This is a genomic window from Bacillus sp. WMMC1349 (assembly GCF_013155385.1).
Taxonomy (GTDB): Bacteria; Bacillota; Bacilli; order Bacillales; family Bacillaceae; genus Bacillus.
The window spans coordinates 3,477,584-3,500,382 of the sequence record NZ_JABJUQ010000007.1 but is presented as its reverse complement, the minus strand read 5'-3'; the positions used below and the strand labels follow the sequence as shown (position 1 = coordinate 3,500,382).

The window sequence follows — 22,799 nt, the reverse complement described above, 5'->3', positions numbered from 1 at the left end:
TATTGGATGAAGGAGATGTCGGGGATTTGTTAAAAGAACATGCAAAGCTGATGAAGGTGTTCTCAGATTCGGGAGAAATTGTTGGGAGAAAAAAACTGCAAAAAATAATCTATATTGCAAAAAAACTCGGGCTTCCTTTTTATGAAAAATATGATTTTCATTTTTATGGACCATATTCAGAGGAACTCACACTTCAGGTTGAAGAACTTTGTAATCTCGGATTTCTCGATGAAGTCAAAGAGAAAAAAGGTGGATATTATCAATATCGATATTCTTCCACTGAAGCAGGAAGGGAATTTCTTCATCAGTGTGAGCTGGATATGAAGGATATCAAACCTTATATTGATGAAGTCAACCACCAATCTTCACGGTTTTTGGAACTCGTTTCTACGATCCTTTACTTTGAAGGAATGGATCAACAAGAGGTCAAAGAAAAAGTGTTTACGATCAAGAGTAAGCAGCGCTATACAGATGAAGAATTTGCTGAAGCGATCATCTACATAGAAAAACTGAAAAACCTGTCATGAGGCAGGTTTTTTATCATTTAGGATGAATTTACCATCTTTTTAGAAAAAGAAGGAGAATCCATTAATATGTTAGAAAATTTAAATAATTCAAAAAAGGAGTGGTGTGTAAAATGAAAAAACGTTTTTTTGGTTTGACCATGTTTCTTTCTGCCAGTTTGATTTCCGGAGCGACAGTTGGCGCCTCAAGTTTAAGTGCTCACCAACACAGTCATGAACAAAATGGGACTCAGATTGAATCGATACCGAAAGCAAATAGTTTCAAAGATTTAACAGGAAAAGTTGAAATTGAAAAAACAACAAAAACAAAAATATTAAATGAACAAGGAGATGTGATAGGCACAAAAACGTTTAAACAGAATGTGAATAGTGGGAATATTCGAATAAAAGAGGATGCCGGTAAACAAAGGGTTAGTGTATTACCGGTGGCTGACGAACAGTACCGGAAGAAGCACAGCGATTGGCAGACAAGAATCGTTGAGATTATCGAGCAGGCTGATATGATGTTCAACCGTGACCATGACATTGATTTTGTTGTTGAAAGTGTAGCACCATGGACTTCTTCTGGAGTTAATAGTTCGGACATATTATGGAACATGTCTCTAGCATTTAAGAAGGAAAACTATCAATTTGTCATCGGTTTTACAGCAAACGAAAACTATGAAGCTGGTGGAGTCGCTTACAAATATAACTACAAGCCAAACGGTCCTGCATTCAGTACAGTCTTAGACATGGGAACGAAAAATTCGGCAAAAGCAACAACACATGAATTGACCCATAACCTTGGTGTTGGACATGATCCACAAGGAAGCGGGATTGAATGCATTATGAATTATGATTATGCATATAAAGTTGATGTCTGGGATGATGATCATAATGGAGAAATTGAGCGCAATAAAGTGTGGTATCAATAGTGAAAAAAGAGAGGGAAACTGTTAAAACGTTTTAAGTGTAAACAGGCTGCCCAATCGTCCGAACGTGGGCATATTGGGCAGCTCTTTCAGCCATGAAACCTTGCCATTAAGATCGTATGATAATAATTCCCGTCAGAAAGCAGTTTGTCTTTTTTTAAGATGCCTTCCACTTCAAAACCATATTTTTCATAAAGTTTTATCGCTTTTTGGTTTGTTTCTAGTACACTCAAAGTTATTTTTTTTATCCGATTTGCATCTGCCCATCGAATAGTTTCTTTTAATAGATTTTTTCCTATTCCATATCCCCAATATTTTTTTAAAACACAGACGCCAAATTCGACTTTGTGGGCAGTTCTTTTCAAGCTGCTGCCTTCACATCTAGCGAAACCGACGATTTTTTCGTTCACTTCTGCAACTAAAAAGAGGTGATTCATGTTTTCAGTGTCATCTTTAATGATTTGTTTAAAGCCCAACTCACTGATGTAAGCTTCACCTTGTTCTCGATCTAAATGTTCTGTCTCTCCATCTATCTGCAGTCTCACTTCAGATAAGGTTTTCGCATCCTTTTCTGTGGCAGATCTGATGTGATAATGCAGATGATGCTCATGATATTTTTTGGGGGTTATTCTCATTTAATAGGTCTCCTATATTCGTTATGTTATGATATGTTAAAAGATTTTCGTGTTTTAGGAATCATGTGCGGAGAGTTTCTCATGTCTAAACTAAACTGTGTAAAGAAGAAAGCGTGCGGTTCTTTCTTACTCCTAGTGTATTTAGGCCTTTCCATCGACTTTCTTTTTATAATAAACTGTTATCTTCTGTTCTCTAAGCGTTTCAATGATATCATGGTAAGTGCCCGCAAGTTTTTGATGGTCTTCTTTGATTCGATGGATCTTTTTTTTGCAGCTCTGACTTTTCTTACCTACCTCTTCCTTTATCTTTTTGATAATGGCGCCTTCCTGTTTATCAGTTTCATCATTTAGTTTCTGATCATAGGCAGTCATCTTGTTTTTGACATGGTGAAGAGGTTGATTTAATTTTTTCACCTTATCTTCTGTTGAAACACTGCTTAAAAACTTATATTTTAGCGAAACGGTTTCCGTTTTTTCGAGTTGGTCAGTCAGTGGCTTCACCATTTTATCCAGCCTCCTGCGGTTGGTAATTAAACATGGCTGAAATCATCTTGTCGTGCTCAAGCAGTTTTTCAATGCTTGAGCGAACATCTTCGACAAACTCCTTCTTTTCACTAGCGATATTTTTTAATTCCCTCACAATACCGTCAAACTGAGGCAGCGGCGCTGTTTCAAATGAATCATGGACTTCCACTTTTTCAATTTGATCAAATGCGTGACTAAACCCGGAATGAATCAACACTTGGACATCAAGCTTTGCCAGTGTTGGGTTGGCTTCCATGCGATGAATCTCCATTTTTAAATCGCGTTTTTTCTGGTCGAAATCATGGTCAAATTCATGCTGAATGATACGGCAATAACGGTCAATCTCATCTTCCACTTCGGAAACAGCCTTCAGTCCTTCCCGATAAATTCTTAATGCAGATGAAAGATTCACCTTAATCTCTTTGCCATCGTTGCCTTTTTTGGAATAGTACATATCTTCGCCCTGGTAACTGAAACCTTTTCGGGCTAAAGCGTTTAACATCGGTGTTGGGAAATGGTCTTTCCCAATGAGTTTAATCAGGTCTTTTGTGTCTTCATTAAGTTTATCTAGGGATTTTTGCAGGTCTAGATAAGTACGATATATCTCAAGGTACTTTGCTAATACATAACCTAACGTATTCCCATCTGGATTGTATTTTGTAAATTCTTGAGAATTCGCAATATCTTCAAGTAACCCTTCCATTTTCTCAATGTGCTGGTTGATTTGTTCGAGGTCTGTTTTTAATGTCTGTTTTTTTGTTGAATCAATATAACCGGTTGCTTCAAGCTGATCGAGAACAGGACCACTGTAATCGTTAATTTTTTTGAAAAACTTCTTTAGTTTAGGCAATCTTTTCATGAGTGTCGTTTCGAGATGACCAACTTCATCCATGTGTGAAATAAAATAGGAGAGCCCTCCTTGTTGAAGACCTTTAAAGGTATCTGTATTGGCACCAATTGCCGCTTTAACAAAGCCATTCAGTCCGCCTTTTTGATAATCAGCTGAATACTGTTGAAAATATCTTTTCAGAGTTCGAATATCTTCATCAGGAATATGGTCAATAACAGTGCGAAATCCTTTGATATCTGGGTTTGTGTCTGTCATGTTGACATGACCGAATGTGATGAAGTCAGCTTTGCCGCTGACACCGTAAAGAGGATCATCTTTGGAGATGCGCTGGGTGATGTTTGCTGTGACGCCTTTGTCTTTGTAGTATTTGATGATGGCTTTTTTTAGTTTTTCGGGTGGGATAGTTGAAAGATCTGAGACCTCAAACAGATTTTTAATATGTCTTCCCAATTTATCATCTGCTTGCAATAATTGATCGATGCTAATCTGGGCACCATTAACACCATAAACTTCATCAAATTCTCCATCAATTAGTTGCACCATGACTTGATTACTATTAGCAAGTGAGTGCCCCATTCCATATGTTTTTAGTTCTTTAGAGTTTCCGACTTTCTCCTTTACAGCACTTGTGAATTCCCGTGTTGCTCTATATTGATTATCATCCATCCCAAGAAACAAACCAAAAAAATTATACTTCCAATCTTCATTATCTGCACTGCCCTCAGAAATAATGTGAAGCTGATCAATATTTTGTTCCCCATCCTTTATATGAATAGCAGTTCCATCATAACCTGAATCCTTAAGCGTTTTGTCTTTGTTTTGCTCAAGAATTTCTTTTGATGTATAAATCTCTATATCTTCTGTTAATTCTTGATGAGTTTCTTCTTTATATATTCTGCGAACATCTGCTACAAAGTCCTCTTTAGCTTTTTTAACTTCATCTGCGTTCTTTGAGACAAATCTTTTTTTATAACTGTATTCTAAATTAATTAAACGGAGTTTAGCATGTTCATTTTTAAATATATTTTTAGTTTCCATTTTTCTCCTCCCTGTTAATTTTAAAGGTAATGGATTTCACTATTTTAGTTGCTTTCTTCCTTGCTTCATCAACATTTAAAGAGCATGATTGATTATGTTTAAGACAAACAAAATCAAATGTAAAAACTATACCAACATAGTCCTCGTCCTTCGACTTAATATAACCTATATAGCTATGAGTAGTATTTCTTTCTGTGTCTGTATCATCATGTATGGTTTTCACATATGCAAAATAAATATTTTTATTTTTTTCTTGTATTTTTTCAAAATCTCCTTTATATCCATTATCTTTTCTTACTTGCTCCATCATCTCATCCGGATCATTGATATATGATTTGTATCGATAGTATTCTACTGATACACTCATATCAACATTTGTTTTTTTATTATAATTACGAAAGGAGATAATTTCTTTGTCTTTTCCAAGAGACGATAAAAAATCATCATACACTGCTTCCTCTGGAAACAACATCGTAAACCCCTTCAACTTCGATTCAAGCAGATAGTATCCAGGCTCCACTTCCTTCGTAGACGCCATATACTCTCTAGTCTTCTCATCTTGAAAAGCTGGAACTTTAGGTAAATCTTTCGGATCCATGTCGATCGGTTTCACAGCTTCGGTTTTGTTGTTTTCCTTGCTGTTTTGTTTGTCATTCATACTGCATCCTCCTGTCACAACTAATATTAATGTGAAACAGATGATGATCATTTTTTTCATAGGTCAACCTCCAAAGGTTTGGGCTTGCCAGCAATTGATCCAAATGTCCTGTTTGCAATTGAAGAATATTATCCATATCCATCATAACAAGATAGCGGTATGTAATTAAATGGGAAAATGGTCTTGAGATCGTTTTTTGAGGTCCGTTTTTCATGGCTGAACATTGGTATGGTTGGGAAGAGGGGTGAGTGTTGGTGTGTTCTTATCCGAGAAAAGAGGTCTAAAGTCTTATGGGGATTTTGATGGAATGGAAACTTAGGGATCTACAATTAAACTTATTATTCATAATCTAAATTCAGATGTGTAGAACCTCTTTGGGAGCTCCTTATTCATTTCCTCTTTATAAATTTGACGCGCATCACTCTCGAAATCTCGCTTTGCTTTTGCTAGATCACTTTTATTAGTTGTATTAAAGCGCTCTTTATATCGATATTCAAGATCAATTAATCTTATCTTCACAGTTTCATTTGCAAAAATATTTTCACTTGCCATCTTTCTGCTCCTTCTTATTTTTACTGAAAGTTATAGAATGAATAATTTTTTTTGCTTTCATTCTTGCTTCTTTTTCCTTTAAAGAGCATGGTTGATCATCTTTAAAACAACTAAACGTAAAGTTGTATTCAATCCCTAGGTCTTCTTTTGTTGATTTTACAAATCCAAAATAGCTATATGAATAATTATATTTTCTCTTTAAATCATCAAAAACATATTTCTGGTATGCAAAATATATATCTTTGTCTGCCACACTATTTTTTTCGAAATCACCTTTATATTGTCCATTTTGACTTCTTATTGTATCAAGCATTGTTTCAGGATCGTGAACAAAGCTTTCCTCTTTATAATATTTTACAGTTCCGTAAAACTGAATATTTGTTTTTGGGTTGTTACTCTCGAAACCTATTTTTTCATAATCACCTCGTATTCCTGAAAAATTATTCGAGTATTCAGCGTTTTCCGGAAACAACATCGTAAACCCCTTCAACTTCGACTCCAACAAATAATAGCCAGGCTCCACTTCCTTTGTAGACGCCATATATTCTCTTGTTGCCTTATCTTGAAAAGCCGGAACTTTAGGCAAATCTTTCGGGTCCATGTTGATCGGTTTGACAGTTTCGGTTTTGCTGTTTTGTTTGTCATTTATGCTACATCCGCCTGTCACCACTAATATTAAAGTAAAACAGATGATGATCATTTTTTTCATTGGTCAACCTCCAAGGTCAGGTGCTTAAGTTGTTTAGATGTATAGCACCCGTTTAGGAGTCCCTCATTGTTGTCTCTTTTTCTGCTCCTTTTTATTTACATTAAAAGTTATTGAATCGATCATTTTGTTGGCTTTTTTCCTAGCCGATGCTTCATTTAGATTACATGATTTTTCATCTTTAAGGCACTTAATGATAAAAGAAAATTCTATACCAGAATGCTTCACTTCTGTTGACTTTATATAACCAAAATACATATAAAAATCATTATACTTTCTATCTGGGTTGTTAAAAACGGTTTTTTTGTAAGCGAAATATATTTCTTTTTCGGGTTTTATCGTTTTATTAAAATACCCTTTATATCCATTTTCCCCTTTAACTGAATTAATTATGGTTTCCAAAGTATAATCTTTATTATAGAAATAACTCATATCACCTGTTATAGAAATATTTGTTTTGGGATTGTTACTTTCAAAAATAATAGTTTCATAGTTTTCACCGTCATTTTCGGTTAGCCTTTCAATTATTTTACCATTTATAGGAAATGACATGGTAAACCCCTTCAACTCCGACTCCAGCAAATAATACCCAGGCTCCACTTCCTTTGTAGACGCCATATATTCTCTTGTTGCTTTATCTTGAAATGCCGGAACTTTAGGCAAGTCTTTCGGGTCCATATCGATTGATTTGACAGCTTCGGTTTTGCTATTTTGATTGTCATTTATATTACATCCGCTTGTCACAGCTAATATTAAAGTAAAGCAGATGATGATCATTTTTTTCATTGTTCACCCTCCAAGGGTTCAGGTCTAACTCCAATTGATACAAATAGCCTGTTTACAATTGATGATTTCATCCTTTTTTATGTTACAAGATGGGTTTGTAGAGTTAAATAGGAAATTAGTCTCGGTCAGTTTGTTGAAGTCCTGATTACCATGGATGAACATTGATATGATACGGATAGAGAGGTGGGTGTTGGGTGTTCTCAGGTAGAGAAAAGAGGTCTAAAGTCTTAGGGATGATTTTGATGGAATGGAAACTTAGAGGTCTACAATTGAACCATTATTCTTCATAATCTGAATTCGCAGATAAGTTTTTAGGATATGTAAACGTTTTTGGGAGTTCCTCATAGGTTTCCTTCTTATAAATTGTGCACATCAGCTTCAAAATCCTGTTTTGCTTTTGCTAGATCATTTTTATTAGTTGTATGAAAGCGTTTTTTGTATCGATATTCGAGATCGATTAATCTTATTTTCACAGTCTCATTTGCGAAAATATTGTTACTAGCCATTTTTCTGCTCCTTCTTGTTAACATTAAAAGTTATTGAATCAATCATTTTCTTGGCTTCAGTTTTAACTTTTTCTTCATTGAGAACACATGGTTTTTTATCGTCATGACAATTAATAATAAAAGAAAAATCTATACCAGAGTGCTTCACTTCTGTCGAATTTATATAACCAAAATACCTATACGAATCATTATACTTTCTATCTGGGTTGTCGTGAACGTTCTTTTTGTAAGCGAAATAAATTTCTTTTCCAGGTTTTTTAATTTTGTCAAAGTCACCTTTATATCCATTCTGTCCTTTGACAGCATCAAGCATCATTTCAATATTATCAACAATACTTGTTTTATAATAATAACTTAAATCACCACTGATATAGATATTTGTTTTGGAATTGTGACCTTCAAAAACAATACTTTCATAGTTTTCACCATCATTTGAAGAAAGGTTTGGAAGAATCTCCTCGTTCTTTGGAAACAACATCGTAAACCCCTTCAACTTCGATTCAAGCAGATAGTATCCAGGCTCCACTTCCTTCGTAGACGCCATATACTCCCTAGTCTTCTCATCCTGAAAAGCCGGAACTTTAGGCAGATCTTTCGGGTCCATATCGATCGGTTTCACAGCTTCTGTTTTGCTGTTTTGATTGTCATTTATGCTACATCCGCCTGTCACCACTAATATTAAAGTAAAACAGATGATGATCATTTTTTTCATTGGTCAACCTCCAAGGGTAAAGGCCTAGTTTCAATTAATACGATTGGCCTGTTTGCAATTGATGATTTTATCCATTTTCATGTTACAAGATGGGTTTGTAGAGTTAAATAGGAAATTAGTCTCGGTCAGTTTGTTGAAGTCCTGATTACCATGGATGAACATTGATATGATACGGATAGAGAGGTGGGTGTTGGGTGTTCTCAGGTAGAGAAAAGAGGTCTAAAGTCTTATGGGGATTTTGATGGAATGGAAACTTAGGGATCTACAATTAAATTATTATTCTTCATAATCTGAATTCGCAGATAAGTTTATAGGATATGTAAACGTTTTTGGGAGTTCCTTATTGGTTTCCTCTTTATAAATTCGCCGCACATCAGCTTCAAAATCCTGTTTTGCTTTTGCTAGATCATTTTTATTAGTTGTATGAAAGCGTTTTTTGTATCGATATTCGAGATCGATTAATCTTATTTTCACAGTCTCATTTGCGAAAATATTTTTACTTGCCATCTTTCTGCTCCTTCTTATTTACATTAAAAATTATAGAATCAATGATTTTATATGCTTCCTTTTTTGCTTTTTTTTCATTGAGAGTACATGGTTTTTTATCGTCAGAACAATTAATGATAAAAGAAAATTCTAAACCAGAGTTCTTCACTTCTGTCGAATTTATATAACCAAAATATCTATACGATTCATTATACTTTCTATCTGGGTTGTCATAAACGATCTTTTTATAAGCGAAATGTATTTCTTTTCCAGGTTTAATTGTCTTATTAAAATTACCTTTATATCCATTTGACGATTTGACCGAATCAATCATGGTCTCTAAAGAATAATCTCTATTATAGAAATATTTTATATTACCATAGAGGTATACGTTCCTTGTTTTATTGTAACTTTCGAAAATAATAGTTTCATAGTTTTCACCATCATTTTCGGTTAGCATTTGAACGATTTTACCATTATCCGGAAACAACATTGTAAACCCCTTCAACTTCGACTCCAGCAAATAATACCCAGGCTCCACTTCCTTTGTAGACGCCATATATTCTCTTGTTGCTTTATCCTGAAAAGCCGGAACTTTAGGCAAATCTTTCGGATCCATGTCGATCGGTTTCACCGCTTCTGTTTTGTTGTCTTTCTTGCCGTTTTGTTTGTCATTTATGCTACATCCGCCTGTCACCACTAATATTAAAGTAAAACAGATGAGGATCATTTTTTTCATTGGTCAACCTCCAAGGGTTCAGGTCTAGCTTCAATTGATACGAATAGCCTGTTTACAATCCTTTTACATGTTACAGGATGGGGGTAAAGAGTTAAATAGTAAATTGGTCTTGGGTGGTTTATTGAAGTGCCAATTTTCAAGGGTAATCATTGATATGGCAGGGGAGAGGTGGTGGGTGTTGTGGTGTACTTAATAGAGAAAAGAGGTCTAAAGGCTTAGGGTGGTTTGGATGGAATGGCAACTTAGGGATCTACAATTAAATTATTATTCTTCATAATCTGAATGATAAGTTTTTAGGATGAGTAAACGTTTTCGGGAGTCCCTCATAGGTTTCCTTCTTATAAATTGTGCACATCAGCTTCAAAATCCTGTTTTGCTTTTGCTAGATCACTTTTATTAGTTGTATTAAATCGGTCTTTATATCGATAATCGAGATCGATTAGTCTTATTTTCACACTCTCATTTGCGAAAATATTTTTACTTGCCATCTTTCTGCTCCTTCTTATTTACATTAAAAGTTATTGAATCAATCATTTTTTTGGCGTCGGTTTTAGCTGTTTTTTCATTGAGAACGCATGGTTTTTTGTCGTCAGGACAATTAAAGATAAAAGAAAATTCTATGCCAGAGTGCTCCACTTCTGTAGAATTTATATAGCCAAAATACATATACGAGTCATTATATTTTCTATCTGGGTTATCATGAACTATTTTTTGATAAGCAAAATATATTTCTTTTCCGGGTTTAATCTTTTTATTAAAATCACCTCTATATCCATTTTTTCCTTTGACTGAATCAATCATGGTCTCCAAAGAATAATCTTTATTATAGAAATAACTTATATCAACATTGATATAGATATTTGTCTTGGAATTGTAACTATCAAAAACAATAGTTTCATAGTTTTCGTCATTATACGAAGAAAGATTTGGAATTATATTTCCTCTTTTCGGAAATATAATTGTAAACCCCTTCAACTTCGACTCCAGCAAATAATACCCAGGCTCCACTTCCTTCGTCGACGCCATATACTCTCTTGTTGTCTTGTCTTGAAAAGCGGGAACTTTAGGTAAATCTTTCGGGTCCATGTCGATCGGTTTGACAGCTTCGGTTTTGCTGTTTTGTTTGTCATTTATGCTACATCCGCTTGTCACCACTAATATTAAAGTAAAACAGATGATGATCATTTTTTTCATTGGTCAACCTCCAAGGGGTTTGTTTGCAATTGCTGCTAGGCTCTTTTCTATATTACAGTATGGGTGGATGGTGTGTGAAGTTGAAGAGGATGAGTAATTAACCCGAATAACGTTTATGTATTATTCGGGTTATCATTTCCTATTAAATACCGCTTAAATATCGCTGATGCGTTTGCCTGCGACACCGTAGTTTTCTTTTTTCATTTCTTCGATGATGACCGCAATTTTTTCGACAGGTGCACCAGTTGTTTCAGAGACGACCTCTGTTACTTTTTCGACGAGATTTCTTTTTTGTTCGTCTGTGCGTCCTTCGAGCATTTGTACTGTGACATATGGCATGGTATTTCCTCCTCCTGCTAAAAATGTGAACGATCTCTTTAGGATCAGATGCTCTTATAGTATACTGTAATATATTAAATCTTTGTATACGAGAAAGAGGGAAAAGACGACTTTGGAGCATTTTTTAAGATATCCATTAGAAGTAATTCCATATGTTTTAATGACGTTGATCGCTGCTTTAACTGTCCATGAACTGGCACATGCTTATGTGGCGTACAAATTTGGTGATGAAACGGCTAAACGGCAGGGCAGGCTGACCTTGAATCCACTCAAGCATCTTGATCCGTTTGGGACGCTGTTGATTTTTATTATGGGATTTGGTTGGGCGAGGCCAGTACCTGTTAACCGCATTTATTTTAAAAAGCCAAGGCTTGCTGGAATTCTCGTTTCTATAGCAGGTCCTATCAGTAACTTAATTCTTGCTTTTTTTGGTTTTTTGATGATTGCACTAGGGATAAAGCTGTACGGTGTTCTACCTTTATCTTTCTCAAATGAATTCTTCACCTGTTTTGAAATATGGATCAATTTGAATTTGGTGTTGTTTCTCTTTAATTTAATGCCATTTCCGCCGCTTGACGGGTTTCGGGTCATTCAAGATCTGGTCTCACCTAATCTGCGGGCACAGCTGACGAAGTATGAAGCATACGGATCACTCGTTTTTTTGATCATCGTCATTACACCGCTTGGAAATTCTGTATTCTGGCCTTTTTTAAATAATGGCTGTAACATTATCATAGGTATATTTAACACAATGTTAAGACCGCTGATGTAGGAGGTATTTTTTATGGAACAAGGAAAAAAGAAAAAGCCGATTGGCTTTAATATTATTAAAAGCGATCCGACAGATGGACACGGAGGTTTTGGTGCCGGTTCGTTAAGCCTTGATAACATTTCTCCTGTTTTCGTTGATGTATTGGAAAAAGAAGCATTCATCGATATTGGTGCGATGCATGCTAGAAGTACGGTTGAAAAAGGGATTAAATTTCTTCCAAATAAAGAGGAAGTGCCAAATGGAAAACCTTACTGGCTTGTATGGGTAACGATTGACCGCAAAGAGGAAGGGCCTTATTACGCAGGGGTTACCGCTTGTGAAATGACGGTCGACAGAAGCATTCGCCGCGGCTATAAATCACTGCCTGAACATGTCAACCTAATGGATAAGTCGATGAAACGGAAGATGATCGTTGGACATATGGATGAAGATTCTAAGGGTGTGCTTGCGGAATTTCTTAAACAACATGATCAGGGATTTTGGGATCGTTCATCAGCTGAACTAAAAAATAGTTTGTTGCAGGAGTAGCATTATTGGCATGTGTCTGGATATATACCGGGTACATGCTTTTTCATTTTGGAGGCGGCCTTCGATTATCATCTTCCTTATGATAGACCATATTTATACCAGGATATATGATATAATCATATGACCAGGTACTAATTCGGTGAAGGAGAGAGATTGATGTTCCATACCCAACAAATGAAAGAAATCATTCCACATCGTGATCCATTTTTATTAGTTGATCGTATTCTTGAAGTCGAGGAAGGGAAGCGGGCAGTCGGAATAAAAAATGTTACGGCTAATGAAGAATTCTTTCAAGGCCACTTTCCAGGTTATCCAGTCATGCCAGGTGTTCTCATCGTGGAAGCGTTAGCGCAAGTAAGTGCAGTTGTGATGTTAATGAAGGATGAAAATCGAGGGAAGATTGGGTTGTTTGCCGGAATTGACCGTTGTCGCTTCAAAAAACAAGTCCATCCTGGAGACCAGTTACGGCTTGAAGTAGATATCACAAGAGTTCGGGGGTTCATTGCAAAAGCCCATGCTGTTGCTACAGTAGATGGAGAAATTGCTTGTGAAGCAGAAGTGACATTCGCTCTTTACAATTAATAAAACAAAACTGCACGCCTAATATCGGGTGCAGATTTTAGTCAATCTATTCGCTTTTTCTAAACCATCTTTCCCACCATTTTAGCGGTTTCTTTGGTCTGGTGAATTTTTGCAGTTTTTCTTGTTTTTTATCGATTTCCTTGCCGAAACAGACTTGTTCTGGCTCTGTTCCTTCTATAAAATAGCTGAAATGTTTAGTGTGACAGCTCGGTGCAGCACCATAGCCTGTGACAGGATCAATGTACATTCCTTTCACCCCTTCTGGCGGCAATAATGCTCGATACGGTTGGTTTTCAAGTGCTTTTTCCATAAAGGTGGCCCAGATTTGTTTAGCATAATTTCGTTCTGCTACAGCATCAATTGTTCGTTCTTTGTCATAGCCTGTCCAGACACCTGAAGCAAGCCCAGGATAAAAACCGATCATCCAGCTGTCTGTACTGGTCGTTCCAGATTTCCCTGCATAATCGCGCGTTAATTGGTCAGCAATCTTTTGACCGGTTACTGATGTGTAGCCATTGAGAGATTTGTCAAACATCCCTGTCATCATGTGTGCTGTAATAAATGCCGCCTGTTGGTCGATGACCTGTTGATCATCGTTCGGTTTTTCATAGAGTACGTTACCATCTGAATCGGTAATTTTCGTAATAAAAGATGGGTTGATTTTTTTTCCGCCATTTGCAAACATGGCATAACCGTTCACCATCTCAATCGGTTTAACCGGAGAAGTTCCTAAGGCAAGCGATGGTACCTTCTGTAAATGGCTCTTAATTCCAAATTGTTTTGCGACATTTACAAGCTTATCCATCCCAAGAAAAAGGTGTGTTTTGACTGCGTAAATATTGTCAGATAAAGCAAGTGCCTGTAACAGGGTAATCGGTCCATTTGCATAATATCCATGATAATTGCCCGGGGAATAGATTTCCCCGCGTCCAAGATCAAAAGTTGTTTCTGCGCTTCGCATTCGTGTTGCTGGTGTAAATCCGTTTTGAATGGCTGCATAATATAGAAACGGTTTCATCGTTGAACCTGGTTGTCGTTGGGCCTGTGTCACACGATTGAATGTACTTTTTTGATAATTGCGTCCACCCACAAGAGCGAGGACATGACCGGTTGTCGGATCGATTGCGACAAACCCTGCTTGAATATCAGATGTCGAATCGATTGTATGATTGATCGTCTGTTCAGCAATTTTTTGCAGACGAGGATTGATCGTTGTATAAATATGATAACCGCCTGTTTCCGCTTGCCCTGGTGTTAAATCTAAGATGCGTGCGGTTTCTTTTAAAGCTTCATCAAAAAAATAAGGAGCGGTTTTCGCATCTGGTTGTTGGTCAAGTGGCTGATAGGAAAGCGGCATGTTTTTGAGTTTTGCTGCCTCCTGTTTTGTCAACTTGTGTTGTTTCGCCATCATCGTTAAAATCATCTCCTGGCGATCTTTCGCTTTTTTTTCGTTAACTAATGGCGAGTAGAGAGATGGACCTTTCGGAATCCCGGCAAGCATTGCGGCTTCGGCTGCGTTAATATCTTTAGCGTGCTTGCCAAAGTACAAACGGGAAGCAGCTTCGATTCCATATGCCCCATGTCCATAATAAATCGTATTTAAATAGCCTTCTAAAATGTCTTTTTTTGAATAGTTTTGCTCAAGACGGATCGTATAGAAAGCCTCATTCCATTTTCTTTTCCATGTTTTATCATGTTCAAGAAAGAGATTTCTCGCATATTGTTGGGTAATCGTACTTGCTCCTTGAACTTTAGACATCGCTTTCAAGTCGGCAACTGCAGCTCCAGCCATTCGGAGATAGTCAAACCCATGGTGTTGAAAAAAGTTTCGATCCTCAACAGCAATTGTTGCATCAATGACAGCGGGGTTGATATCTTCAAGTGAAACCCAATACCGTTTTTGCCCCCCATGTGTCTCACCTAGCTGTTTTCCATTTCCATCATAAAGTACAGTTGATTTTGCAATCTGAACAGAAGGAGCACCTTGCCATCTGGCAACAAGAATCACCGAGATCACAAGAATCGAAAGGAAGAGGATCATCAATATACTGATGAACAGAAAAGCCCGGATTGTTTTAATGGTCAAACGGACTCGCTTATCCGTCATCATATCCATGCTAAAATCTCCTCCCAAGTTTAAAATCAAATGTTCTTATCATTATGAGAAAAAAATGAGGGATTTAAACTAGGAGAAAAAAAGAATGGATAAAGCAAGGATAAAATGAAGGGGGTCCTGAAAGTAGTGCGAATGAATAAAAATGGGGGAATTTGCTCGCTTTCCGCGGGCGATCCACGAGCGCGAGCCTGGCTTGCTGTTCCCACAGGAGTCTCGCAATTCCCCCTGATTCAAGTTGATAAAGGACTTTTTAGACAGCTCCGGGTTGATGATTTTCTTTTTTAGTCTAAGTGATCTAAAGATTAAAACCTTAAGTCCGCACGCTTCATTTTGATCATATACATCAAGATGAGAGCAAATGACAAAGCCAGAATGACACTTGTATGGATGAGGGCTGTTCCAGATTGCCAGAAGTTGTAGGCTTGTCCATACATCCATGGAAGATATGATGAAAGTGGCGATATCGTTGAAATAATCAGCAACATCAGCCAAATACCAAATCTGTTTTCTAGAATAAGTAATAGGCTCACTAAAAAGCTGAGAGACATCCAAGCATATAGAAGTGAAAACGTTGTGCCAGCAGTAAAGTTGCCATTCCAGACTAGTATTAAAAAAGATAGGAGGACATAGCCAGCAGTTCGCCAGCAGACCATCACAATTTCTTTCCTGATCAATCTTGTGCGTGATGTTATGCGGCCGGGAAGTAATGGGTACAGTTCTCGTAAATCTAAAATCTTGCTTAAAACAAACAGAGCACCAAACATAGAAAAAGCGATCCATAAGACAGAATCAACTAAAGTGTTGTTCGTCAACACATGTGCTATGTTGACTTGAACACCTTCATTTTTCCACATTGATAAATCAAGTGATTGTTTAAGCCGCAATGAGATCGTGCCGGACAATAACCAGAGAACATCAATTTTTTTCATCGTTCAGTTCTTGGCATGACGAGGGTTGTTTGAATCACAATTTGATAAAACACAAACACCAAGATCAGAACTGCACATTCAGTTGCAGACATAATCAATAAAGGTGAGGTTCCATTTGCATGAACTCCTAATATCATTCCTTCCCCAGGTAGAAATCCTTTCATAAAGATGTTCGATTTGAAAAGGGCTAATACAGCAAATGACCACCCTAAAGATAAGGAGAATGCGATAAGCACTTTTTTCGTTAGAAAAGCACCTGCAAAACCTAAAAAGATGATGAAGCAAAATGACCACCAAACAATAAACCAGCGGGAGACAACAAACCAAAAAGATGATGCTGTTAATTGAAAAAACGGGTGGGTATTTGTTTCAGCAAAACCATCAAATTTAAAATAACCAATCACAATACTCCAAAATAGTAAAATGATCACGACATAGGTCGCAATTGCTGTTCCTAAGGCAAGATAGCTCCAAAACAATGTGCTACGTTTCTTGAGCCGCGCCAATGAAGCTGTGCCGAACGGCGTCCACAACCATTGTGTTGTGTCAAAACAAAGCAGTGTTAAAATCAGCCCGCTAAAAAATGGAATGACCAGCAGGGAACCGCTGATTTCCAAGAGCCAGTCTAGCAAAGAAGGTGTATTTGTATTTGGGAAATAAACCGGCTCAAAAACAACAATTGCTCCTCCAGCAAGCAAAAATGCCAATAAAAGTCTTTTCCAACGTTTTATCATATGCAGTTTTATAACGTGTTTGATCATACAGTCTGAACTTCCTTTAAAACACCTTCTTCAAGCATATAAACTCGATCACATAATCGCTGAACTTCTTCCTTATGATGTGAAACGAGTGCAACACCTGCCCCTTGCTCCCGCGCTTCAAAAAGCATTTCTTCAAAGCGCTTTTTACTATCTTCATCAAGCGCGTTTGTCGGTTCATCAAGCAACAGTAATTTCGGTTTCTCCATAAACACTTGTGTTAGACCTAACCGTTGATTCATCCCAAGTGAATACGTTTTAACACCATCTTTTAAATCAGGATCTAGTTTCAATTTTTCCATCGTAGCACGAATCTCCGGATTCCCTATTTCACCTTTTAGATCAGCCAACATTTTCAGGTTGTCATAACCTGATAAACGGTCGATAAACCTGGGTGTCTCAATCAGTAAGCCGATGTTTCCAGGAAACTGGCCTTTTTTGAGTGTTTCGCCATGAACCATAACATCGCCGCGATCGGCATACATTAAGCCTGCCAAAAGTCTGAGAATGGTTGTTTTACCTGAACCATTGCCACCGACAATTCCGACGATCTCTTTCTCATTGATTGTAAGATTGACATCTTCTAATACACGTTTTCCTCTAAAGCGCTTTTGTACGCTGCGAATTTCTACAATCATCGTACAAGCCCCTTTCTTTTTTTGTAAAATAACGTTATGAACAGTAAGAAACCATAAACAGCGATAGTTGAAAGCAATACAGCCAGATTAATCCCAAGCGACTTCCATCCATTTCCATGATCGTAAAGAACAAACTCAGGGATGGATAATGGTACCCATTTCTCAGGGAGAATCGAAAAATAAAATAATAGAATAGGTAAAATGACAATCAGTATAAACGGATAAACAATCGTTTCCCAAAGTCGTTTAGCCATTTGCAGAATCCACAGTGAGCAGAGGGCATATCCAACAGCTTGCAACATTTGAATGATGACCAGCACCAGCATTGTAAGAAATGGTCCGAAAATGCCATTTAAGCCTTCAGCAATAACTAATGGATCTGATGTCCATTGAAAGCCATGAACCGTACCTAAAAAAAGCAGTGATAATAAGTCTCCTATAAGTATGTATAAACATACACACGCTAACGTGAAAGATATTTTTCTGAGCATGTATGGTGTATAGCCGATTCGCATCATGCTCCACACTCGCAAATCGCTTAGCCATTCTCTTGCTAACAGTTCTGATACAAGTAAAATAATGAGCAGCGAAAATACCAATGGAGAAGCATCAAAAGAACTTAAATATGCATGGAATAATACAGCATTGATTCCTGTCCCAACAAGTCCATGATTAAATTCCAACATTGTAATGGTTAAAGGGAACAATAAAATAATAGCTATTAATGAATATGATTTCAGTTGTTTGACTTGCAGAAAAAAATGATTCATTTGCATGATTGTGTTCCTTTCAAAATAGAGTATATGTCTTTTTAAACCTAAAAGTAAACAAGTGGATGTGAAATATAGTTTTCACACATCTTTTATCCTGTTTAAAAACCATTCCTTTCTCTTCTTGGGAATACTTTCTTATAATAAGTGGACGTCGTTAAAAAGCAAATGGTTATGGAAAATTTATAAAAAAAGAAAATCTTATTTTTTTACTCCAATCTTTACAATACCCTGCAATTCCTCTATACTTTTTCCTTGGAATAAACAACGTTTTTAAAGTGAAAAATAAGTGGACATCTAGTTGATGACGAAAGGAAGATGACGCTGTGAGCGGACTTTGGTATACAGAGAAACAAACGAAGAATTTCGGAATTACAATGAAAATCAACAAGACTTTACATACAGAACAAACAGACTTTCAAAAACTTGAAATGGCGGAGACAGAAGAGTTTGGCAATATGCTGTTTTTAGATGGCATGGTGATGACCTCTGAAAAAGATGAGTTTGTCTATCATGAAATGGTGGCCCATGTTCCATTGTTTACACACCCAAATCCTGAGCAAGTGCTTGTTGTCGGCGGCGGTGACGGCGGCGTCATTCGTGAAGTCTTAAAACACCCGAGCGTCAAAAAAGCAACACTTGTTGATATCGATGGCAAAGTGATCGAATACTCGAAGAAGTTTTTGCCGTCTATTGCTGGTAAACTTGATGATCCACGTGTTGAAGTGAAAGTGGATGACGGTTTCATGCACATTGCCAAATCGGAAAATCAATATGATGTCATTATGGTGGATTCTACAGAGCCAGTCGGTCCAGCTGTCAACCTATTTACAAAAGGTTTCTATGCTGGAATTGCCAAGGCTTTAAAAGAAGATGGTATTTTTGTTGCTCAGACAGATAATCCTTGGTTTACGCCTGAGTTGATCACAAATGTTCAGCGTGATGTGAAAGAAATTTTTCCAATTACAAAACTATATTTGGCGAATATCCCTACATATCCAAGTGGATTATGGACGTTTACGATCGGTTCGAAAAAATACGATCCGCTACAAGTGGAAGAGAGCCGTTTCTTTGATATTGATACAAAATACTATACAAAAGAGATTCATCAAGCGGCATTCGTGTTACCTAAGTTCGTTGGTGATTTAATCAAATAAAAATAACTTGCGCAGGCAGTGGTTCTGCGCTTTTTTCGAGGAGGCAGATCGATGAGATTTGATGAAGCATATTCTGGAAAAGTTTTTATCGCAAGCCGTCCTGATTGGGAAGAGGCTGACGCCATTCTTTACGGAATGCCGATGGACTGGACGGTTAGCTATCGGCCAGGTTCCCGGTTTGGCCCAGCGAGAATTCGTGAAGTATCGATCGGGCTTGAAGAATACAGTCCTTATTTAGATAGAGAGCTTGGTGAGATTCATTTCTTTGACGCTGGCGACATACCTCTGCCTTTCGGAAATCCAGAGCGCAGTCTTGAGCTGATCGAAACATATGTTGACAGCATTCTGGAAAAAGGTAAGTTTCCGCTTGGCTTAGGCGGCGAACACCTTGTCTCATGGCCTGTTATTAAAGCGATGTATAAGAAATATCCCGATCTTGCTATCATCCATATGGATGCCCATACAGATCTTCGTGTTGATTATGAAGGAGAGCCGCTTTCACATTCAACACCGATCCGTAAAGCGGCAGAACTGATCGGTCCTGAACATATTTTTTCATTTGGGATTCGTTCCGGAATGAAGGAGGAGTTCGAATGGGCGAAAGAAAACGGTATGCACATTTCCAAGTTTGAAGTACTTGAGCCTCTTAAACAAGTTTTACCGAAACTCAGCGGTCGTCCGGTCTATGTCACGATCGACATCGATGTCCTAGATCCAGCACATGCACCTGGAACTGGTACGGTCGATGCTGGAGGGATTACTTCAAAAGAATTGCTTGCTTCGATTCATGAAATTGCCCGGTCTCATGTTCATGTCGTCGGGGCAGACTTAGTTGAAGTGGCGCCGATCTATGATCATTCTGAACAAACAGCAAATACGGCAAGCAAGCTTATTCGAGAAATGCTGCTCGGTTGGGTAAAATAACCCTGAGCTGTCCTCTTTAGGACGGCTTTTTTCTTCATCATTTTTTAGAAAAATTGTTTATCTTCAAGGCTGTTCTGTTAAGATGTATATAAGGGAAAATAGTACTTAAGAAGGTTGTAAAAAGGATGTGTCAGAATGGATCAGGAGATGCCCGTGAACATTCATGTAAAATCTCTTATTCAGGAAGGAGCAGATGCTGAAACAATTGAATTCAAAACAACAGGAATTTATTATATGAAAAAAGATAAAATATATCTTTCATATGAAGAAGAACATGAAGCGGGCAAGATTAAAACGGTTGTCAAGGCAAGCGAACATGAAGTCTTGATTATGCGTTCTGGTGCGATTAAAATGAAACAAAGATTTAGGCCGGGAAGTCGGACGACCACCCGTTATAAGATGCCTTTTGGCAGTTTAGAACTGGGGGTTGATACGAAGGTATTATCGGTCAGTCAGCAGTCTTCAAACGGAAATATTCATATTTTGTATGATATGATCATCAGCCAAGACCAAAGACATTTACATAAAATGTCAATTTCGTATCAAGGAGGACATGAGTCATGAACATAGTTGAACAGACAAAGGATAAGCTAAAACAGGAAATCAAGGAAGCAGTCATTAAAGCAGGACTGGCTGAAGTGAGCGACATTCCTGAGGTCGTGTTAGAAGTACCAAAAGATAAGTCACATGGCGATTTTTCAACCAATATGGCAATGCAGCTAGCGAAAATTGCCAAAAAAGCGCCTCGCAACATAGCCGAAGAGATTGTCACATCCTTTGATAAAAGCAAAGCATCGATTGATAAGCTTGAGATTGCAGGTCCTGGATTTATCAATTTTTATATGGACAATCAGTATTTAACAAATCTGATTCCAGCTGTGCTTCAAGCAGGAGAAGCGTATGGTGAAACAAATACTGGCGGTGGTGCGAAGGTTCAGGTCGAATTCGTGTCTGCAAATCCGACAGGGGATCTTCATTTAGGACATGCCCGCGGTGCAGCTGTCGGTGATTCCTTATGTAATATTCTCGAGAAATCCGGTTATGATGTCAGTCGCGAATATTATATTAATGATGCTGGTAATCAAATAAACAACCTTGCCTTATCAGTTGAAGTACGTTATTTTGAGGCGCTTGGCAAGGAGAAACCGATGCCTGAAGACGGCTATCGCGGTGAAGATATTAAAGGAATTGGCCAAAAACTTGCGGAAGAGTTTGGTGATCGTTTTATTCATCAAGAAGAAAGTGAGCGTCTCGCATTTTTCCGTGAATATGGCTTGAAGTATGAACTAGCAAAACTTCGCGAAGATCTTGAAGATTTTCGGGTACCATTTGATGTTTGGTATTCAGAGACATCACTTTATCAAAACGGTAAAATTGATGAGGCGCTCGATACCCTTCGGGAAAAAGGACATATTTATGAAAAAGATGGCGCGACATGGTTTCGGTCCACAGCATTTGGTGATGACAAAGACCGCGTCTTAATTAAGAGTGACGGATCATACACGTATCTCCTCCCAGACATTGCCTATCATAAAGATAAGCTGGCCCGCGGCTTTGATAAATTAATTAATATTTGGGGTGCAGACCATCACGGTTATATTCCGCGGATGCAGGCAGCCATTGAAGCTCTCGGCCATAAAAAAGGCACACTTGAAGTGGAGATTATCCAGCTCGTCCACCTATACAAAAACGGTGAAAAAATGAAGATGAGCAAACGAACAGGTAAAGCTGTCACAATGCGTGATTTAATTGATGAGGTCGGTCTTGACGCAGTTCGTTATTTCTTTGCGATGCGCAGTGCTGATACCCATATGGATTTTGACCTTGACCTTGCCGTTTCGTCATCAAACGAAAATCCGGTTTATTATGCACAATATGCACATGCGAGAATTTGCAGTATGCTCCGTCAAGGTGAAGAAAAAGGGCTTTCTTTTGAAGGGAATCTTGATCTAACAAAAATTACTTCTGAAAAAGAGTATGATTTGTTAAAAGTGATCGGTGGATTCCCTGAAGCAGTTACTGATGCTGCTTTGAAAAGAATTCCACACCGTGTGACAAACTATATTTTTGAGCTATCATCTGTGCTTCATAGCTTTTACAATGCTGAGAAAGTTCTTGATCCGGCTGATGAAGAAAAAAGCCGGGCTCGCTTAGCTTTAATGAAAGCAACCCAAATTACATTAAATAATGCATTAACATTGATTGGTGTTTCCGCACCTGAAAAGATGTAAGAATAAATCCCTCACCCACTTCAAATGGATGAGGGATTTTGTTATGTTGGAAGAAAGTACAACAAATGGAGGTTTAATCATGCATGGATTAAGCATCTTACTGGGCTATATATGTGTGGTGGCTTTTTCTGTTTTATCAGCGTAGATTTACTGTTAATCCACCATTTTTTAAGACCTCCAGATCAGGTCTCCTATAAATCGTTTCTCATGCCCAAAAATCCTCAAAATAGAGG

The 22,799-nt window shown here is 37.6% G+C and carries 28 protein-coding genes; 9 read left to right on the top strand and 19 right to left on the bottom strand.

Annotation, left to right across the window (positions count from 1 at the left end):
* Positions 1–26: 26 nt before the first annotated feature.
* Both HOO54_RS20300 and HOO54_RS20295 read left to right on the top strand, forming a co-directional pair.
* Positions 27–527 (top strand): YwgA family protein, encoded by a 501-nt coding sequence (locus HOO54_RS20300; RefSeq protein WP_172298514.1) that lies wholly within the window; start codon positions 27–29, stop codon positions 525–527.
* A gap of 110 nt (positions 528–637) precedes the next feature.
* Positions 638–1,438, top strand: a complete 801-nt coding sequence (locus HOO54_RS20295; RefSeq protein WP_172298512.1) for a M12 family metallo-peptidase — start codon at positions 638–640, stop codon at positions 1,436–1,438.
* 86 nt (positions 1,439–1,524) lie between these two features.
* Here HOO54_RS20295 and HOO54_RS20290 read toward each other — a convergent pair whose 3' ends face one another.
* From HOO54_RS20290 to HOO54_RS20225, 14 genes are all read right to left on the bottom strand, one after another.
* Positions 1,525–2,070 (bottom strand): GNAT family N-acetyltransferase, encoded by a 546-nt coding sequence (locus HOO54_RS20290; protein WP_172298510.1) that lies wholly within the window; start codon positions 2,068–2,070, stop codon positions 1,525–1,527.
* A 141-nt stretch (positions 2,071–2,211) separates the two neighbouring features.
* Entirely contained in the window at positions 2,212–2,574 is a 363-nt protein-coding gene (locus HOO54_RS20285; RefSeq protein ID WP_172298508.1) for a hypothetical protein, read from the bottom strand.
* Position 2,575: 1 nt separating this feature from the next.
* The gene (locus HOO54_RS20280; RefSeq protein ID WP_172298506.1) at positions 2,576–4,483 is read right to left on the bottom strand and encodes a DUF6792 domain-containing protein; all 1,908 of its coding nucleotides are present in this window, start codon (positions 4,481–4,483) and stop codon (positions 2,576–2,578) included.
* The gene (locus HOO54_RS20275) at positions 4,473–5,201 is read right to left on the bottom strand and encodes a lipoprotein YvcA (RefSeq protein WP_172298504.1); all 729 of its coding nucleotides are present in this window, start codon (positions 5,199–5,201) and stop codon (positions 4,473–4,475) included. Before HOO54_RS20275 ends, HOO54_RS20280 begins: the two co-directional genes overlap by 11 nt.
* 282 nt (positions 5,202–5,483) lie before the next feature.
* A complete protein-coding gene (locus HOO54_RS20270) occupies positions 5,484–5,693 on the bottom strand; it encodes a hypothetical protein (RefSeq protein WP_172298502.1) in 210 nt (69 codons plus the stop codon).
* Positions 5,683–6,402, bottom strand: a complete 720-nt coding sequence (locus HOO54_RS20265) for a lipoprotein YvcA (RefSeq protein WP_172298500.1) — start codon at positions 6,400–6,402, stop codon at positions 5,683–5,685. The genes HOO54_RS20270 and HOO54_RS20265 overlap by 11 nt, the downstream gene beginning before the upstream one ends.
* 63 nt (positions 6,403–6,465) lie before the next feature.
* Positions 6,466–7,185: a lipoprotein YvcA gene (locus HOO54_RS20260; RefSeq protein WP_172298498.1), complete on the bottom strand. Its 720-nt coding sequence runs from the start codon at positions 7,183–7,185 to the stop codon at positions 6,466–6,468.
* Between the two features lie 356 nt (positions 7,186–7,541).
* Positions 7,542–7,691: a hypothetical protein gene (locus HOO54_RS20255; RefSeq protein ID WP_172298496.1), complete on the bottom strand. Its 150-nt coding sequence runs from the start codon at positions 7,689–7,691 to the stop codon at positions 7,542–7,544.
* Positions 7,684–8,403, bottom strand: coding sequence for a lipoprotein YvcA (locus tag HOO54_RS20250; protein WP_172298494.1), 720 nt, complete (start codon positions 8,401–8,403; stop codon positions 7,684–7,686). Before HOO54_RS20250 ends, HOO54_RS20255 begins: the two co-directional genes overlap by 8 nt.
* A gap of 276 nt (positions 8,404–8,679) precedes the next feature.
* On the bottom strand, positions 8,680–8,910 hold the full coding sequence (locus HOO54_RS20245; RefSeq protein ID WP_172298492.1) for a hypothetical protein: 231 nt from the start codon (positions 8,908–8,910) through the stop codon (positions 8,680–8,682).
* Positions 8,900–9,628: a lipoprotein YvcA gene (locus HOO54_RS20240; RefSeq protein ID WP_172298490.1), complete on the bottom strand. Its 729-nt coding sequence runs from the start codon at positions 9,626–9,628 to the stop codon at positions 8,900–8,902. The genes HOO54_RS20245 and HOO54_RS20240 overlap by 11 nt, the downstream gene beginning before the upstream one ends.
* 338 nt (positions 9,629–9,966) lie before the next feature.
* Positions 9,967–10,116 (bottom strand): hypothetical protein, encoded by a 150-nt coding sequence (locus HOO54_RS20235; protein WP_172298488.1) that lies wholly within the window; start codon positions 10,114–10,116, stop codon positions 9,967–9,969.
* Positions 10,106–10,822: a lipoprotein YvcA gene (locus tag HOO54_RS20230; RefSeq protein ID WP_172298486.1), complete on the bottom strand. Its 717-nt coding sequence runs from the start codon at positions 10,820–10,822 to the stop codon at positions 10,106–10,108. Before HOO54_RS20230 ends, HOO54_RS20235 begins: the two co-directional genes overlap by 11 nt.
* 153 nt (positions 10,823–10,975) lie before the next feature.
* On the bottom strand, positions 10,976–11,161 hold the full coding sequence (locus HOO54_RS20225) for a 2-hydroxymuconate tautomerase (protein WP_172298484.1): 186 nt from the start codon (positions 11,159–11,161) through the stop codon (positions 10,976–10,978).
* A 112-nt stretch (positions 11,162–11,273) separates the two neighbouring features.
* Here HOO54_RS20225 and HOO54_RS20220 point away from each other — a divergent pair, with 112 nt between their 5' ends.
* The 3 genes from HOO54_RS20220 to fabZ all read left to right on the top strand — a co-directional run bounded on the left by HOO54_RS20220 (position 11,274) and on the right by fabZ (position 13,043).
* Positions 11,274–11,933 carry a site-2 protease family protein gene (locus tag HOO54_RS20220; protein WP_253907721.1) on the top strand — a complete coding sequence of 220 codons (660 nt, stop codon included), beginning with the start codon at positions 11,274–11,276 and terminating at the stop codon, positions 11,931–11,933.
* A 12-nt stretch (positions 11,934–11,945) separates the two neighbouring features.
* The gene (locus HOO54_RS20215) at positions 11,946–12,461 is read left to right on the top strand and encodes a YwhD family protein (RefSeq protein WP_172298480.1); all 516 of its coding nucleotides are present in this window, start codon (positions 11,946–11,948) and stop codon (positions 12,459–12,461) included.
* 156 nt (positions 12,462–12,617) lie between these two features.
* Positions 12,618–13,043 carry a 3-hydroxyacyl-ACP dehydratase FabZ gene (fabZ, locus tag HOO54_RS20210; protein WP_172298478.1) on the top strand — a complete coding sequence of 142 codons (426 nt, stop codon included), beginning with the start codon at positions 12,618–12,620 and terminating at the stop codon, positions 13,041–13,043.
* 46 nt (positions 13,044–13,089) lie between these two features.
* Here fabZ and HOO54_RS20205 read toward each other — a convergent pair whose 3' ends face one another.
* The 5 genes from HOO54_RS20205 to HOO54_RS20185 form a co-directional block, all read right to left on the bottom strand.
* Positions 13,090–15,159, bottom strand: coding sequence for a transglycosylase domain-containing protein (locus tag HOO54_RS20205; RefSeq protein ID WP_172298476.1), 2,070 nt, complete (start codon positions 15,157–15,159; stop codon positions 13,090–13,092).
* 302 nt (positions 15,160–15,461) lie between these two features.
* A complete protein-coding gene (locus HOO54_RS20200) occupies positions 15,462–16,088 on the bottom strand; it encodes a hypothetical protein (protein WP_172298474.1) in 627 nt (208 codons plus the stop codon).
* On the bottom strand, positions 16,085–16,849 hold the full coding sequence (locus HOO54_RS23895) for a hypothetical protein (RefSeq protein WP_216664811.1): 765 nt from the start codon (positions 16,847–16,849) through the stop codon (positions 16,085–16,087). Before HOO54_RS23895 ends, HOO54_RS20200 begins: the two co-directional genes overlap by 4 nt.
* Positions 16,846–17,484 (bottom strand): ABC transporter ATP-binding protein, encoded by a 639-nt coding sequence (locus HOO54_RS20190; protein ID WP_172298472.1) that lies wholly within the window; start codon positions 17,482–17,484, stop codon positions 16,846–16,848. The genes HOO54_RS23895 and HOO54_RS20190 overlap by 4 nt, the downstream gene beginning before the upstream one ends.
* Positions 17,481–18,260, bottom strand: a complete 780-nt coding sequence (locus HOO54_RS20185) for a hypothetical protein (protein ID WP_172298470.1) — start codon at positions 18,258–18,260, stop codon at positions 17,481–17,483. The genes HOO54_RS20190 and HOO54_RS20185 overlap by 4 nt, the downstream gene beginning before the upstream one ends.
* Before the next feature lie 320 nt (positions 18,261–18,580).
* On the opposite strand from HOO54_RS20185, the gene speE reads away from it, so the two are divergent.
* The 4 genes from speE (at position 18,581) to argS (ending at position 22,566) form a co-directional block, all read left to right on the top strand.
* Entirely contained in the window at positions 18,581–19,411 is an 831-nt protein-coding gene (gene speE, locus HOO54_RS20180) for a spermidine synthase (RefSeq protein ID WP_172298468.1), read from the top strand.
* Positions 19,412–19,462: 51 nt separating this feature from the next.
* On the top strand, positions 19,463–20,335 hold the full coding sequence (gene speB, locus HOO54_RS20175) for an agmatinase (protein ID WP_172298466.1): 873 nt from the start codon (positions 19,463–19,465) through the stop codon (positions 20,333–20,335).
* Positions 20,336–20,470: 135 nt separating this feature from the next.
* Positions 20,471–20,899, top strand: coding sequence for a YwiB family protein (locus tag HOO54_RS20170; RefSeq protein WP_172298464.1), 429 nt, complete (start codon positions 20,471–20,473; stop codon positions 20,897–20,899).
* Positions 20,896–22,566 (top strand): arginine--tRNA ligase, encoded by a 1,671-nt coding sequence (gene argS / locus HOO54_RS20165; RefSeq protein WP_172298462.1) that lies wholly within the window; start codon positions 20,896–20,898, stop codon positions 22,564–22,566. The genes HOO54_RS20170 and argS overlap by 4 nt, the downstream gene beginning before the upstream one ends.
* Positions 22,567–22,799: the final 233 nt, after the last annotated feature.